This window comes from Paenibacillus sp. FSL H7-0331, assembly GCF_001956045.1.
Genome location: NZ_MRTH01000002.1, coordinates 89944 through 104615, shown reverse-complemented (window position 1 = coordinate 104615; position 14672 = coordinate 89944). Strand labels below are relative to the sequence as shown.

Annotated in this window: 14 protein-coding genes; all 14 read right to left on the bottom strand. The window is 44.5% G+C overall.

Going from position 1 to position 14672, the window contains the following annotated elements; translation table 11 throughout:
- Positions 1-333 precede the first annotated feature (333 nt).
- Positions 334-1893: an ABC-F family ATP-binding cassette domain-containing protein gene (locus BK127_RS03175; protein ID WP_076228555.1), complete on the bottom strand. Its 1560-nt coding sequence runs from the start codon at positions 1891-1893 to the stop codon at positions 334-336.
- 52 nt (positions 1894-1945) lie between these two features.
- On the bottom strand, positions 1946-2818 hold the full coding sequence (locus BK127_RS03170; RefSeq protein WP_076228554.1) for a PP2C family protein-serine/threonine phosphatase: 873 nt from the start codon (positions 2816-2818) through the stop codon (positions 1946-1948).
- A gap of 3 nt (positions 2819-2821) precedes the next feature.
- On the bottom strand, positions 2822-4516 hold the full coding sequence (locus tag BK127_RS03165) for a DUF6382 domain-containing protein (protein ID WP_076228553.1): 1695 nt from the start codon (positions 4514-4516) through the stop codon (positions 2822-2824).
- Positions 4517-4535: 19 nt separating this feature from the next.
- The gene (locus BK127_RS03160; RefSeq protein WP_083689025.1) at positions 4536-5048 is read right to left on the bottom strand and encodes an A24 family peptidase; all 513 of its coding nucleotides are present in this window, start codon (positions 5046-5048) and stop codon (positions 4536-4538) included.
- The gene (locus BK127_RS03155) at positions 5048-5719 is read right to left on the bottom strand and encodes a hypothetical protein (RefSeq protein ID WP_076228552.1); all 672 of its coding nucleotides are present in this window, start codon (positions 5717-5719) and stop codon (positions 5048-5050) included. The genes BK127_RS03160 and BK127_RS03155 overlap by 1 nt, the downstream gene beginning before the upstream one ends.
- A 55-nt stretch (positions 5720-5774) precedes the next feature.
- Positions 5775-8057: a hypothetical protein gene (locus BK127_RS03150; RefSeq protein ID WP_256711157.1), complete on the bottom strand. Its 2283-nt coding sequence runs from the start codon at positions 8055-8057 to the stop codon at positions 5775-5777.
- Positions 8058-8073: 16 nt separating this feature from the next.
- Positions 8074-9051, bottom strand: coding sequence for a hypothetical protein (locus tag BK127_RS03145; protein WP_256711156.1), 978 nt, complete (start codon positions 9049-9051; stop codon positions 8074-8076).
- A gap of 75 nt (positions 9052-9126) precedes the next feature.
- Entirely contained in the window at positions 9127-9357 is a 231-nt protein-coding gene (locus tag BK127_RS03140; protein WP_256711155.1) for a Flp1 family type IVb pilin, read from the bottom strand.
- A 57-nt stretch (positions 9358-9414) separates the two neighbouring features.
- Positions 9415-10230, bottom strand: a complete 816-nt coding sequence (locus tag BK127_RS03135) for a type II secretion system protein (protein ID WP_256711154.1) — start codon at positions 10228-10230, stop codon at positions 9415-9417.
- A gap of 63 nt (positions 10231-10293) precedes the next feature.
- On the bottom strand, positions 10294-11139 hold the full coding sequence (locus BK127_RS03130; RefSeq protein WP_256711153.1) for a type II secretion system F family protein: 846 nt from the start codon (positions 11137-11139) through the stop codon (positions 10294-10296).
- Between the two features lie 51 nt (positions 11140-11190).
- On the bottom strand, positions 11191-12414 hold the full coding sequence (locus BK127_RS03125; RefSeq protein WP_083689024.1) for a TadA family conjugal transfer-associated ATPase: 1224 nt from the start codon (positions 12412-12414) through the stop codon (positions 11191-11193).
- On the bottom strand, positions 12401-13537 hold the full coding sequence (locus BK127_RS03120) for an AAA family ATPase (RefSeq protein WP_076228549.1): 1137 nt from the start codon (positions 13535-13537) through the stop codon (positions 12401-12403). Before BK127_RS03120 ends, BK127_RS03125 begins: the two co-directional genes overlap by 14 nt.
- Before the next feature lie 283 nt (positions 13538-13820).
- The gene (locus BK127_RS03115; RefSeq protein ID WP_076228548.1) at positions 13821-14222 is read right to left on the bottom strand and encodes a hypothetical protein; all 402 of its coding nucleotides are present in this window, start codon (positions 14220-14222) and stop codon (positions 13821-13823) included.
- 48 nt (positions 14223-14270) lie between these two features.
- Positions 14271-14645 (bottom strand): DUF1304 domain-containing protein, encoded by a 375-nt coding sequence (locus BK127_RS03110; RefSeq protein ID WP_076228547.1) that lies wholly within the window; start codon positions 14643-14645, stop codon positions 14271-14273.
- Positions 14646-14672 lie beyond the last annotated feature (27 nt).

The window sequence follows — 14672 nt, the reverse complement described above, 5'->3', positions numbered from 1 at the left end:
TAAATTCCTCCTATTACCCTGTTTAGGGTTGAAATTGTTTACCCTCCCAAACCCTCCCTATAGGGAGGGCTCAAAAGGGCTTGGCCCTCTTGACTCCCTAGCTGGATGCGAGACTGATGTGTTCTCGGGGCGCTTTTCGTCCCTACGGGACACGCTTGGGCTTGGGTGGCTATGGGCTGTGTGATGGGTGGTACTTTGGTGTTGTCGGGGCGCTTTCGTCCCTACGGGACACGCTTGGGTTTGGGTGCTGTGAGTGCGGATCGCAAACATTTTTCACTTGTTGGGCTCGCTTTGTCCCGCTGGGACTCGCTTAGCACTTTGTGTTCAGGATTGTTACTGAACTAAAGCTTTACTGGACCATTCTTCGACATCCCAGACTTTGGTTACCCAGTCTTCGTAGAAATCGGGTTCGTGGCAGACTAACAAAACGGTGCCTTTAAAAGCTGTGAGCGCACGTTTCAGTTCATCCTTGGCTGCTACATCCAAATGGTTTGTAGGTTCATCGAATAAGATCCAGTTACTTTCGCGCAGCAGCAGCTTGCATAAACGAACTTTGGCTTGTTCGCCTCCGCTCAGCATGCTCATAGGACGCGTAATATGCTCGTTCTTCAAACCACAACGAGCAAGAGCGCCGCGCACTTCATTTTGATTCATATGGGAAAACTCATTCCACACATCATCAATAGGGGTCATGTTAGGAGCTTTAACTTCCTGTTCAAAATAAGCAGGGAACAGGAAATCACCACGGTAGGTTTTGCCACCAAATGCAGGAACCTTCCCGATGATCGTTTTGAGCAGCGTCGACTTACCAACCCCGTTACAGCCGACAATGGCGATTTTATCACCGCGTTCAATGATCATATTCATTTCAGGCAGCAGTGCTCGATCATAACCGATAACCAGCTTTTCGCCTTCAAATACGACCTTCCCGCTTGATCTGGCATCCTTGAATTGAAATACCGGTTTGGCTGCAGTTTCCGGGCGGTCGATACGATCTACCTTTTGTAACTGCTTCTCGCGGCTCTTGGCTCGACCGGAAGTTGATGCGCGCGCCTTGTTACGTTGAATGAAGTCCTCTTGCTTTTTAATAAATTCTTTTTGCTTTTCATACGCATCGAGATGCTGCTGCTTATTAACATCGGCCATTTGCAAAAACTTCTCATAATTAGCCGTGTAACGGGTCAGCTTGGAAAACTCCAAATGATACACGATGTTAACAACCTTATTCATAAATTCAGTATCATGTGAAATCAACATAAAGGCGTACGGATAATTTTGCAAATAATTCGTTAACCAATCAATATGCTCAACATCCAGATAGTTCGTAGGCTCATCGAGCAGCAGCGCCGTTGGTTGTTCCAGCAGCAGCTTGGCCAACAGAACCTTTGTCCGTTGCCCACCGCTGAGCTGAGATACATCGCGATCCAATCCGATAGCATCCAGGCCCAGACCATTGGCCATTTCTTCAACCTTGGAATCGAGCAAATAAAAACCGCTGTTTTCCAAACGGTCCTGAATTTCCCCCATTTGCTCCAACAAGATCTCCAGCTTATCCGGGTCGGCATCACCCATCTGCTCCGTGATCAGCAGCATTTCTTTTTCCTGCTCATATAACGATAAAAAAGCATCCTTAAGCACATCTCGGATTGTTTTGCCGGGCGTCAGCTTCGTGTGCTGGTCCAAATAGCTGTAATGAACTCGCGGTGTCCATTCCACTTTCCCTTGATCCTTCAGTAATTGTCCGGTCAATATATTCATCAGTGTAGATTTGCCTACACCATTAGCGCCCACAATGCCAACATGCTCTCCTGCAAGTAAACGAAAAGATACTTCTTTAAATAATACCCGATCACCAAAGCTATGGCTTAAATCTTCTACAGTCAACAAACTCATTGCGTTTCGATTGGCTCCTGTCCAGTAATAAAATGTGTGACAGTTTATTATATCACTTTCGCCACTGCACAGGGAATAAAATCTGAAAATTTTTCGTTCTATGCCACAATCTCTGCCAAAAAGTGAAGTTGGCGTTCAATGAACGTAGGAGCACCACGCTAATATTGTCATTAGAACGCTTATCCAATGCCCTGTCGATCAGCATATCACTCATTTGCTGCAGGTCCTGCTGTTCCTTCTCACCTTCACGAAGAAAGCGTTCTATCCGCGTATCTGACAATCGATCGTAAAAGCCATCCGTGCAAAGTAAAAACAAATGCTCCGGAACAAAAAAACCGGTACGTTTAATAAGCTTCAGATTTTTCTGATAGCCAAGACATTGCATAAGCACATGACGTTTGGGATGCTTCCGCGCCTGCTGTCTGGATAGCCTGCCTTTGCGGATCTGCTCGTAGATCCATGACTGGTCCCGTGTCAGCTGTCGAATATGCATTTTGTAGTTGACTTTGTAGATGCGGCAGTCTCCGATATGACAAAGAAAGTAGGTTTCATTCAGCAGAAAAAGCAGGGACAGAGTCGTGCCAATCTGATTCCCTGCATCCTTGCCGATTTGTATGAGCCGATCATTAACCTCATAAAATAACCGCTCGATGGAATTATCCAACTTCCCCCAGATGAGTTTTCGACGCAAAATAGAAGGGAGCTGTTCATCAAGCCAACGACGAACTACCTCCGTTGCTACATCACTGGCTTTCTCCCCATCTCCGCTTCCACCCATGCCATCAGCTATGACGGCAACTGCATAAGGCTCACCACTCTCCGTTGAACCTATGCGGAGCAGCGACCTATCCTCATTAATCATCCGAAACCAACCCGAATGGGTAGCCACTCCATACTGCCAGTTTACGGCAAACGTTGTTTTCAACCCCTACGACCCCATTTTAAATACAAATTCAGTGCTTATGATTCTAACTATATCACCTTCCTGCAAAGAATACATCCGGTATGGCACTAAAATTTCACCATTTATGAGGGTTCCATTGCGTGATCCTAAATCTTTCATCATGTACAAACCATTTTCCAATGTTAATTCGGTATGCAGTCTGGATACACCAGGCTCCTCAAGTCCATAATCAACTCCTGAACCTGATCTCCCCAATACAAAAGGGAATTTCTCAAGCTTGATCACTTTAGTTGTTCCATTAAAGCTCCATTCCAGATAAGGTCGAGCTGCCTTGACGCCAAGCTGTAAGGAGGACGCGCTTAAAAAAACGGTGGCATCCTGCGGAGTTAACAAAGTCGTGTGCTGATCAAGACTTTTATAATAAGAATCTGTTTCATTGCCTACGGATGGCTCCTGCTTCAAGCTTTCGAGCCTCGATTCCAAACGTGATCCCAACAGTCCATCAGCTTCTCGACCTGCGTTATGTACACCGTTATTGTTGTTGTGTGGATAGTCAGCTGGAATGGGATTGAAAAAAGGCTGTAAGCCTGAAGACGCCTGAAGCAGCTGCCGTTCTTGGGATAACTCATTATGAATCGAATCCCATGAAGCAGCTTCAGCCACTCTCGCTCCTGGCATCCAGATTTTCAACACAATAAAAACAAGATCAATAACTAGCACAGACAAACCAACGCATATAAAAAGCCAGCCTTCTGACGGATGATCCAAATATAGCTTCCATACCAGACAAAGAACAAGAAACCCGACCAGCAGCGCAGGAAATTGAAACTTCTTTCTTTTATCATCTGCCTCCTTCTGGTCGTCCTCTTCAAACCAGGATGGTGAAAAGACCGGTGGTGTATACGATGGTAACACAGGATTTGAATCAGCAGTTGAAGCTGTCGAAGGCGCTGCTGAAATCGGTGCTCCAATCGATGGGGTGAACGATAATTTGGCTTGTTGTGCCGCTGTCGAGCCGATACTGCTATTAGAAGTATTTAAGGAATGCGAAATCGTAGCGGGAGCGGTTGGCTGAGCCTGAACAAAATCCCTTTGTTGTGTGCCCTGTATATGCTCCTTAGGTATGGGGGCTTGTCCAAGACGATTTCGATGCTTCAGCAGCAGTTGTTTAAACACGGGTATGTTAAATGACTCCTCCATCAAGTAATTCATGATTTCCTGATAACCGCTGCCCGACAACTCGGATACTTTATGAATTAAGCGTGACGCCAAATGCTGCAGGTCAACAGACACAGCGTTTTTTTCTGCTAATGTGTCCTTCGGAATGTAGGTCAGGTGAACATCGGTCAAATCTTCCCCACAGTAAATGTAATCCTCTTTAAGCACATACCTGCCTTCCTGAAGCATGTAAATATTACTTTCTCCGACGATATCCACAATTGCATATAACAAGGAAAAAAATTGCTTGATACTCATATTGTCCATGCGCAGCCACTGGGTTAACATTTTTTTGCCTGTAATATTGTAATATAGCTTAATCTGCTGATCCCGTTCCTCCACTTGAAGATCAAGTAAGTGTGGGATTTTATTAGCAAGCAGCATATTCACTTGAAAGTCTGAAAGCTGCTCCCGATTCAATCCGTCATCAGCAGACAGCACCATGTAATGTCCATTGCGGGTTACAAAATCGACCTTTAAACCATATAACAGCGCGTTCAATCGATGCTGACCTCCTTCACTAACTAAATTGCCAAAATACCGTTGCGGCTGCTGGCATAACTGCCCACATAAACGGAAACCGGATATGATGAGCTGATTTACGGTACGTATCCAGCGGTTTGAGACGCTTCCAAATCAGAATCCCCATCAACATCGTATAGATAGGGCCTCCTCGCGACTTCCACTCACCACGCCAGAACAATATCAGACAGCCTATCACAGCGGCATATATTAAAGCATACATTAAGCTTTGCAGTACAAATTCTCCACCGCTCAAAGCTCCAATAGCAGCAAAAAGCTTCACATCCCCCGCTCCAACCGCACGAATCATATATAGAATAAGCAGTGGCGCAAATCCTAGTAGTGCACCAAGCAGCGCATAGCCAATTCCCGCACCACCCGAAATAAAAGCATGAAAACCAATCCCCACCATAAAACCCGCAGCGCAAAGCATATTAGGAATCTTTCTTTTTGTTATGTCCGTAATGAAGGCTGCGGTGAGCAGCCCGCCTGTCAGCAGCATTATCCCCATCAGCTTCCCCCTACCCAAGCGTGCTCAAAGGCATGCTTGCGAATCACAATTGCTTTTCTGAAAAAAGGGACCGTCAGCGGCACCTCATATTGGGCTTCAATCCCGATAAATGCCTCCTCTTTGTTGTTCAGATCGGGCATGATGACTTTCGTTACCTGCAGCCTTTCGGGCTTTAAGCGGGATTTATTAGCATACGTAACAACCAGTGGCGTCACTGCGCTATTCAGCAGAGGCTTGTAGATAGCTTCGATTTTTTGTTTGGCCTCTTCGGTCCCTGCTTGACTCAATGCTTCGAGCTGTTCTCGCTGAGTTTTCTCCCATTGCATAAGCTTGACGACAGGCTCCGGAATCCATCTTTCGTATTCATCAACAAATTCCTCACCTTGCACAGCCTTCGATTTAACCATATCGATTTTATCCAGCGTTGTATCCATCAGACCCTTGGCTGAGCTTTGGTCCCACTTGGATTTAGCCTCCTGATAGATTAGATCGATTGGATACATATTGGTTGCAACTACCTTGGTCGTATCGGATACAGCCGATTGTAATGCCATTTCTGCCAGGGATACTTGAATGAATGCAATTAATAACAATATAAAACCTAAAAATAGCGGCAGAACGAGCGAAGCCTCTAATACGATACCGCCTTCTTCTCTATGAATGAACTTCACTTTTCACCTCCTCAAAGTTTACTTAGAAAACTTTCGATATAGCTTTATCCCACCGTTAGTAAGAGATTGCACCTGTTCTTATAAGTTGGCACCGATTTCCGGTCACTTCACAAGGGGACAGCTGTGTTGATCCGAGCATTTTCATAATTCCCGGTAAAAACCACAGCCTTATCGAGGTAGCGGCAGTGCCTGACACATACGTTGTACTCAATTGCAAATCTTTCCCTGTGTTTAATTGAATCAATGCCTGCATGCGAGACATCAGCACCTTATCTCTACTATGGAGAAGAAGAAAAATCCGCAAATAATCTTTATAAGTCAGTGTAACGAGACTCCCCAGCTTTTTAGCCAACGGAACAGCATCTCCCTGTACCAGCTTGACCATATCCAGCTGTGCTTTCACAGCACCTTCAGCTACTGCTGCCAGCAGCATCAGCAAAGGGGAACCTGCGTTCATCGCTTGAATATGCGGCTCCAATAAGGCTTCCGCTGTACCCACGGCCAAACGAAATGCAAACATTTCACCATAGGCCATTGAGTAATTACTTAAGCAGGAGTTACCTCCATACAACAAATATTCGACCTCTTGATTCGTCAACGGATGACTGCCCGGCTGAGATGCTTCTTTGGATACCTTGATTGAACCGCTCACATCTTTTTCCAGCCCTAACGTACGGTAATTGAATTTACTTAGTGAATATTCATCTATATAGAACTCATCACGCACATCAGTCAAAATGGATTGGAACGAAGTAATTAAACTCATCGCACTGTTGTTAGCTTTATCCGCATCCTTGAAATCTAAATCAGGTACAGGTTGGGCCATATTGGCTTGCTCATTGGTCATCATATACCCTTGATAATAGCCAACTGAGCCCTTGGACGGATCTCCTTGAAGCCGAATATAGCTCTCTTTATAAGGGTCCGACGTTTGAATCAGACTGCAGCTGCCCATAGCCTTCGTAATCTGATCAAGATAGGGCTGTGCCTTTTTCCTTTGTTCCCGTTTTGAAGTCTTTACACTGTCCCTATTCTTATTCCGTGCCGTTTCCTTGGGACTTTGCTGGGTAAACAAATCATTCGCTTTTTGCCAAAATGATTCATTCGCTCTATCTGCATTCTGGTAGTTTTGTGCATCAAACAACCAGATACTACCGAGCTGTGCCTGCAAACCAGAAAATAGAGCAACACTAGACGCTGCTTGAGCTCCATAATCATCCAGTTCCTGTCTGCTGATCCTATGTATGTTTTGAAACACCTGATCCGCAGGGTAATCGGACGCACCGTTAGAACCGGAATCTATAGTGCTCAGCTCTGTGTTTAACTTATCATTCGCCGTTTTGGCCGCATTCAGCGCTGTTTCGAACTTATCAAGAGAGCTTTTTAATGCAGTTAAATCTGATGTCGAACGAAGCTTAAGTACGGTGAGCAGGCTGGCATATTTAATCGTATCATCCAGAAGCTGCTCCAAATCGCTTACTTTGTAAAAAACCTCGTTCAATTGTTCATTGAGCTTGTTTCTGCTTTCAGAGAGCCCACGAATCGAGTCCGCGGCTCCCGCTCCCGCCTTCGCCAAGGAATCAATACTTTTATCAATGCTTTTGATTTGTTCCTCGAGGTTTTTCAAATGCGTCTTGGCTTCATTTAAAGACTGCCTGACTTCATCTACGTTATGAATACCCACCTTTTCGCTTAATTTGTTTAAATCTGATAATTGAGTTTTATAAAATGGATGCATCGTTTGTGCTTTATGGTATATGCTTTCCCATGCATCCCACGCATCGTCCAGCTTATCATCACGATCCTCGATCCATTTTTCTATCGAAATTGCATTTTTTGAAAATTTTTGCGCTTGAGACATTGTGGTGGCAAGGCCCGTCTTTTTAAATTTATCAGCCAGCTCCAAAGCATAAATCATCGGGGCCCGGTATTTCATCTCCTCCAATACTTGCTTTTTGAACACCTTATGGTTGGCTAGTGTATACATCGAAGTTATACTTGAATCACCTTTATCCAGACGATGGTCAATAAATTGGAAATGTGCCGCCTGGATGGAGCCTGAAAGATTGCCATCAACAGTTTTAAGAAAAAGAGCTTCCGTTTTTTCCTGTTCCTGATCAAGTGCAAACAAACCATAATTGTGCAGCTGCGGGGAAAAGGCAGACAGTACAGAGCGAACTCCCGTTTTGACCGCATTTTCAGCTTCCTTCTCGGCAACCTTAATTCGCGAGAAATCGATTAGTAGTGCACAAAATAAAAACATAGGAACCAATATCAAAATTAAATACAAGGAGACCGCACCCCGCTGTTCCTTTATCAGCCTCCGCAGCCACTTCAAACGACATCCCCCCTTATTACTCATGGATTACTATAACGATGCCTTTGCGCTGAAGCTCTTGTCTAAAGCTGACCGAGAGCGTCACCGTATCCCTGCTGGATTGCTTAAAGAAGTGCCAGACGACTCCTTTGATCTGGGTGCCCTCTTGCAGCAGATCCGCATCCTTAGGCATTTGAACTTGACGAAGCTGGTTTTCATTAAAGGTGTAAAAGGCTTGATGTGCAACCTGATTGGCATCCAAGGCGTCTACTTGACGCTCCGTTGCAGCATTTACCCTGACTGTCTCCGCCTTCCCGTTAACAAGCGTTTGTAAATATTTAACTGCACTCGCATGACTATTGATGACAGCACGAGGTTCAGGTACTGAGGTGGGTTCCGTAAAAGTTTCAACCGCAGCACGTGGTGACAAACGTCCTTTCACTTCACTAATAAATGTTCGTGTCAGATCAATAATACGAATCGATTCTACGGGATCAACCACTTGAGCTTGTGCCGTGGACTGTACTTCATGAAGGAGCAGCTTTTCCGCATATTTAGGCGAATGAAAAGGCTTATTGAGATATACAGACACCTCTCTAAATATGCCGCTGTTGCGATATTGCATCGTCCCATTCCATTCCTTGGAAATCGCTGCGCCTATACGACGCAACTTTCCCTCAGGACTTCGATCTCCACTAGACGCTGCAGTAGGCAGGGTTACCTGTGAAGCCGCATTGGGAATCAAGAACGCAAATAGATCCGAAATGCTGTCACTGTGCAGCCGCCAATATAATCCATCATCCTCACCAACATTATAGGCGCCTGTGATCGTATTCTTCGTACTGTTATCCCATGTAAAAGCGGCACGATCAGCCGCAATCCCTGCAGACTGATGGGCGGATGAGGACTGAAAGACGAATAACGCCAGGAATAAGAGCGACAACGTGCTGAGCAGAATGAGCGGCATCACAAAGCTGGCTTCGATGGTGAAAGTTCCGCGGGTTTCGCGAAGCAATGGCAGCTTGAAAAATCTAAATATTGGGAATATCCTCCGTTTTTTTGTAATCATTCCACAATAAATGTGTCCCACTTATTTGGGATTAAGCGAATCCGAATCAGATTTGATTGTGTTAGATTGATTTGTTACTTCTGTTCCTGTTGCATTAAACAACTCCAATACCCATTTCATGATCCATTTTCTAAAAGCTATTGCTATAATCACAAGCACCGCTACAATCAGCAAAATTTCCAGTGTCCCGAGACCATCCTCATCTTTCCAGAAATTCTGAATCCCTTTATTCATAACACTTATTTTCGTCATACAAACACTCTCCATCCTCATAGTAGTTGAACCATCGTACTTATAATTCATTTGCCTTTATTGCTCCATCATCAATATTGCCGGTGCCGCTACCACAATCATGACGACCAGGAATATGAACACCATCGGAAACACCATTTTGGATGATGCTTCTTCTCCAAGTGTTTTGGCAATGGATTTTCGCTTTTCCCATAAAGTAAAAGACAGCTCCTTCAGTGACATCACCAGCTCATCGCCACCTCTTTTGTAATTGAGCAGCAGTGTAGTTGTGAATAAAGATACCTCCTGAACCCCGCATCGCTTGTTAAAATCTTCCATTGATTTAGTGAAAGAGGCGTTCATACCGATTTCATAAGCAGCTATTGAAAGCTCCGTTAACAACGGACTTTTCTGTACATTGGGATTTCGCTCAATGCAGCGCATCAACGCCTTTTGCACAGTTTCTCCTGCATTTACAAGCAGTACAATTTGATTCACCATTTCCGGCAGATCAAGCAGCATTTGTCTTTTCTTCTTGAGAAGCTGACTTGCCAGATTTTTGTACAGGAGAAACGGTAAAAACAATAAAAGCCCACTTCCATAAGCAAGCATTTCCGCTCCTACATCCGAAGCCCATCCAAGAAAAGTACTTCCAATGACGATCAGAATCGAATACGAAAGAATTCCGACAATAAAACATTTGGTACGAATCATAGCGGTCTTACTTCCATATAAGCCAAACATCATATGGTGTATCTTCGATATACTTTCAGGTAACCGATCGGCTACCCTCAGCTTGTCCATCAGCCACAGCGATACAGGGGCAACAATAGTCGGCTTTAACAACACTTGGTGCTCCTTGACAAATCCCTTATACAGCGGGTTTGCCAGCATTAAAATCACTCCAGCGATTACTAGCTCTACACACAACAAGGCCAGCATGTACACAGTTGATCATCACACCTTAATATTCATAATCATTTTTGTTATGCCAAAGCAGCCAAGAAGTATCAGTAATGCTGCGCTCATGATTAAATAGCCCGTTATACCTTTGTACATCGGTTCCATGTAGTCCGGAGAACTGAAGCTAAGCACGGCAATTACGATGACGGGTGCAAAAGCAAGTACTCTCGATTCAAAACGTTTTTGCGCCATCATGACCGCAATTTCCTGCTGAATATCCAGCTTTTCCTGAATAATGGACGCTGTACGCCGGATGACATGAACCAGGTTGCCTCCCGTTCGCTTGCAGGTTGCAAATACTTCTGTAAATTGCTGAATATCATCAATCTGTGTCCGTTCACTTAAATCCTTCAGGGCCATTTCAATCGTTTCCCCATTTTCAATTCGCCGATTAATCGTCTCTAGCTCCTTCACAATGAGTGCCCGTGGATCCGGATACAGCAATCTTAAATCAACCAATGCTTCCTGGAATGCATTTTCAACCGATTTGCCTGCCCCCAAGGCTGACGACAACGAAGCCAGTGCTTGCTTGAATTGCAATTGAAGCAGCGCCTTGCGTTTACGGATAAGATCTTTTCTACGGATTTTGGGATAGTAGAGTCCGGCCAATGAGATCAATAACGCAGCAATCATATGCTGATAAAACACATAGCCAATCCCACCCAAAATCCCCATAGCTATGACCACCGTAACGATTAATTCTGCCGAAGTCATCTCGTACACATTGTACTGGAGCAGTTGAGGACCCAATGATACCTGTTTGGGTTTATTCGAGCGTCTGGAAGTGAAAAATATCCAAAGGCCACCGCCCAGCAATACTGCCACCACAATAAAATACAAGCCACTGCCTCCTTTCCATTGCAACCTTTTCCTTTGTTGCCTTGACTCGGTTTACAGAGCATAGCCCGACATAGCCAGCTTATCCTGTCTAGTTAGCACATTCCCTGTCAGTATAAGCTCACCAATCACACGCCCTTCCTTGTCATCTCCCCTTTCTACAAATTCGAACAACCGATTCAACTTGACCTCGCCCCCTTCCATGCCAATGATCTCACTGATCTCAGTCACTCTGCGCGAACGGTCACGAAGCCGCTGAAGATGAATCATAATATCAATGGCTGAACAGATCTGTTTGCGCACAACTTCAACGGGCAGCGCTGCACCGCTTAACACCATCGTTTCCAATCGGCTGAGCATATCCGTGCTTGAATTCGCGTGACCCGTTGAAAGAGAGCCATCATGCCCGGTATTCATTGCCTGCAGCATATCCAGGGCCTCCGCACCACGTACTTCTCCAACTATGATTCGATTGGGTCTCATCCGCAGCGAGGAACGGATCAAATCACGTATCGTGATCTCGCCTTTTCCTTCCGTATTGGCATTTCGAGTTTCCATGCGCACTAGATTCGGTACTGTTCGGATTTGCAGCTCGGCTGAATCCTCGATTGTAATAATCCTTTCATCGTCAGGGATATATTGCGACAAAGCATTAAGAAAGGTTGTTTTTCCTGAGCCTGTGCCACCTCCAATGAACAGATTGTATTTGGCTCTCACCAAATTTATCAGAAAATCAGCCGCTTCCTTGGTTAATGTACCTCTGGCTACCAAATTATCCAGTGTCAGAGGAGATTCGGGGAATTTACGGATTGTCATGGCTGGCCCTTCAAGTGCCACAGGCGAGAGCACCACATTGACACGTGAGCCGTCCAACAGTCTGGCGTCCACAATCGGATTAGCCTCATTGACTGCTCGGTTTACTTTGGCAACAATCGCCTGAATGACGTCCTCCAGCTTCTCCTTGCTTTCGAATTTCACATCTGTTAATCGGACACGACCCTCCTGCTCGATAAATATTTGATCGTGACGGTTAATCATGATTTCCGTAACCGCTGGATTATCGACCAAGGGCTGCAAAACATCCAAACCTCGAAATGAGTTAAAAAGTCTCAGTACCAAAGCGTGCTTTTGCCCGGCGGTATTATAGTGGTCAAAGGATAGCGCAAATACCTCCTGCTCCACCATATCCATCAGCTGCTGATCCGTCACCGAATAAGATAAATCGAGCTTTTCTTTGATCGTTTGTTTTAAGCCAACGAAATCTTCATCCGACAGCATAGGTGTGTGCCTCCGCCCGGAATGAGGATAGTAAGGACAACTTGGAGAGCCCTTCACTGAAACCCCCCCTTACCTGCAAGGCTTCAACAGCAGCATGTGCTTTCCATTCCGGAATATAGGGCAAATACCCAGCAATCGCAGCAGGCAAGGCTGAGCGGTCATTCAATAAATTTCCATTGAATTTATTCACGACTACATAAAGCTTACGTCCCCAATCCGCCTCATGATCATCTAGACTTGAACGCAGCAGATTCATTAATACTTGTGTTTTGTCCCAATGAACTCGATCATCAAGCACTAACCATAGGACCTGGTCACTAATCCGCAAAGCAGCTTTGGTTCTGGGTTGAAGCGCTGAATCCAAATCAAGGATTATGTAATCGTAGGCTCCTGTTGCAAGCACCGATCTTATCAACGATTGTGTATCCTTATCAGTAATTTCCTCCATTTCTGCAGGCTCGCACATACCCGGAAAATAATCAAAACCCATAACCGGATGCCGTCTCTTATACAGCTCTACTTTTGCCGTCTGCAATTGTTCACTCGTTTTCCCATAGTACAAAATGCGCGATAAATTGTTTTCTTCCTGTTTCAAGCCGGCCTCCAGCCATGATAAAGAGGGCAGCTGTTCCAGGTTCAAATAAAATACCCGCTTCCCCTGATAGACCAGCTCTCGTGCCAAATGAGTCGCTGTGACCGTTTTACCGCTGCCGCCAACTGTGGAGTACACGGAAATGATCTCTGCCGAATGATTGCCTCTTAATCTTGGGCTCGACGTATACTCATTAAAGTGTGAAATAATATGAGAAACAAACTGATTCAGCGGCTGGTATTTGCACAAGATTGGATATTCCATCACATCCGCAGCCACAGGAAGATCGCTTAGAATGATCAAACAACCATGCTGTTGTTGAAAAACCTTTTCTGGAAGTGGCATAAAGCTTTCATGCACCAATAAAATATAGGGTTCTTTAGACCGCTCGATATAATCAAAGCCTTGTTCCTTGTTCGAAAACGTCGTAAACTTAAACTTCTCCGCATGCTCAGAGGTACGAATATAGGAAGAACACATATCGACGAAATAATGATCTTCCTCCAACAAAACGAGTCTCATCTTTCCCATCCCTACATCTCCCCCTTTACTTGCATGATTCCACTGGCCACGAGGATAACCGCTACAATCGCCAGCACGATGGCAGCCTTCACCTTATTGTTAATGTGCGCCCCTCCTTATCCAAATACGAACGCAAAAAAAAGCACTCGCTAAACAAGAAACTTCTTGTTCAGCGGTGCTTCCGCATTTGTTTTTCATATTTACGTTGATTATAGCACAATAAATGGTTTTTTCAACCCTTATATTGTAAATTTCATTTTTTACATAATAGAGTCCAAGACCAAAAAATCCATCATTCAATAATTTGAATCAGCATTCCAAATAAATACACCAACTCCTGGATCGAGATATCGAGAGCTTCGGCTTGCTGAGAAAAGCTCAGATTAGGACTTTCCTTGAACAATTTTAACAAATCTATTAAACAATTTAAAGAAGGGTTCTCTGCTTCAGAGCTCTTTCTTCTGTAAGCTTTATGAGAACCGACCTGCTCAATAATTCCAAAGTCGATAAGTTTATCGATCCATTTAACAATGTCCGTGTTCGTTACATCAAGAAAATTAGCCATCACCTTATGAGGAAGCGTACAACTGCCATCCTCCAGGCTTTTGAGGTCTATGAGTTTAAGCAGCCTATTGTAATTTTCAATACGTACAATAAGAGGATCTACAATATCTGCAGTAAATAAAGTATGCATACATTCTCCATGATTTCGTAATTAATGACCTTTTTGAGCTCCTGCAGTTCATGTTAGCCAAACAAAAAGCAGTGCCACAAGAGCTGGAAGTCCCTGAACAAGCAGAATCGACTTTTTGGCAGTCATTCCGCCGAAGATCGCTGCTACAATAACACATAACAGAAAAAAGATTTGAAGTTCTTTTGCTACCTCTGCATGAGGGTGGAATAAGCTCCAAATCAAACCTGCTGCCAAAAAACCATTATACAGTCCTTGATTAGCCGCAAGTGACTTGGAAGCTTCCGCTACTGCCGGTGTCATGCCAAAAGCTTTTAAGCCCTTTGGTTTGGTCCACATAAACATTTCCAAATATAAAATATACAGATGCTCTATTGCGACTAATGCTACTAAAATTTTAGCAAAAATGATGACAGTCACCCCCATTCCCACTTTGTTAACCAGATAAGTCGT

Bases quoted from the DNA above. Each gene is read 5' to 3' on its own strand.
- BK127_RS03120 (WP_076228549.1), bottom strand. From the start codon at position 13,537: ATGGGAAAGATGAGACTCGTTTTGTTGGAGGAAGATCATTATTTCGTC.
- BK127_RS03115 (WP_076228548.1), bottom strand. From the start codon at position 14,222: ATGCATACTTTATTTACTGCAGATATTGTAGATCCTCTTATTGTACGT.
- BK127_RS03140 (WP_256711155.1), bottom strand. From the start codon at position 9,357: ATGACGAAAATAAGTGTTATGAATAAAGGGATTCAGAATTTCTGGAAA.
- BK127_RS03110 (WP_076228547.1), bottom strand. From the start codon at position 14,645: ATGGGGGTGACTGTCATCATTTTTGCTAAAATTTTAGTAGCATTAGTC.
- BK127_RS03160 (WP_083689025.1), bottom strand. From the start codon at position 5,048: ATGGGGATAATGCTGCTGACAGGCGGGCTGCTCACCGCAGCCTTCATT.
- BK127_RS03125 (WP_083689024.1), bottom strand. From the start codon at position 12,414: ATGCTGTCGGATGAAGATTTCGTTGGCTTAAAACAAACGATCAAAGAA.
- BK127_RS03135 (WP_256711154.1), bottom strand. From the start codon at position 10,230: ATGCTGGCAAACCCGCTGTATAAGGGATTTGTCAAGGAGCACCAAGTG.
- BK127_RS03175 (WP_076228555.1), bottom strand. From the start codon at position 1,893: ATGAGTTTGTTGACTGTAGAAGATTTAAGCCATAGCTTTGGTGATCGG.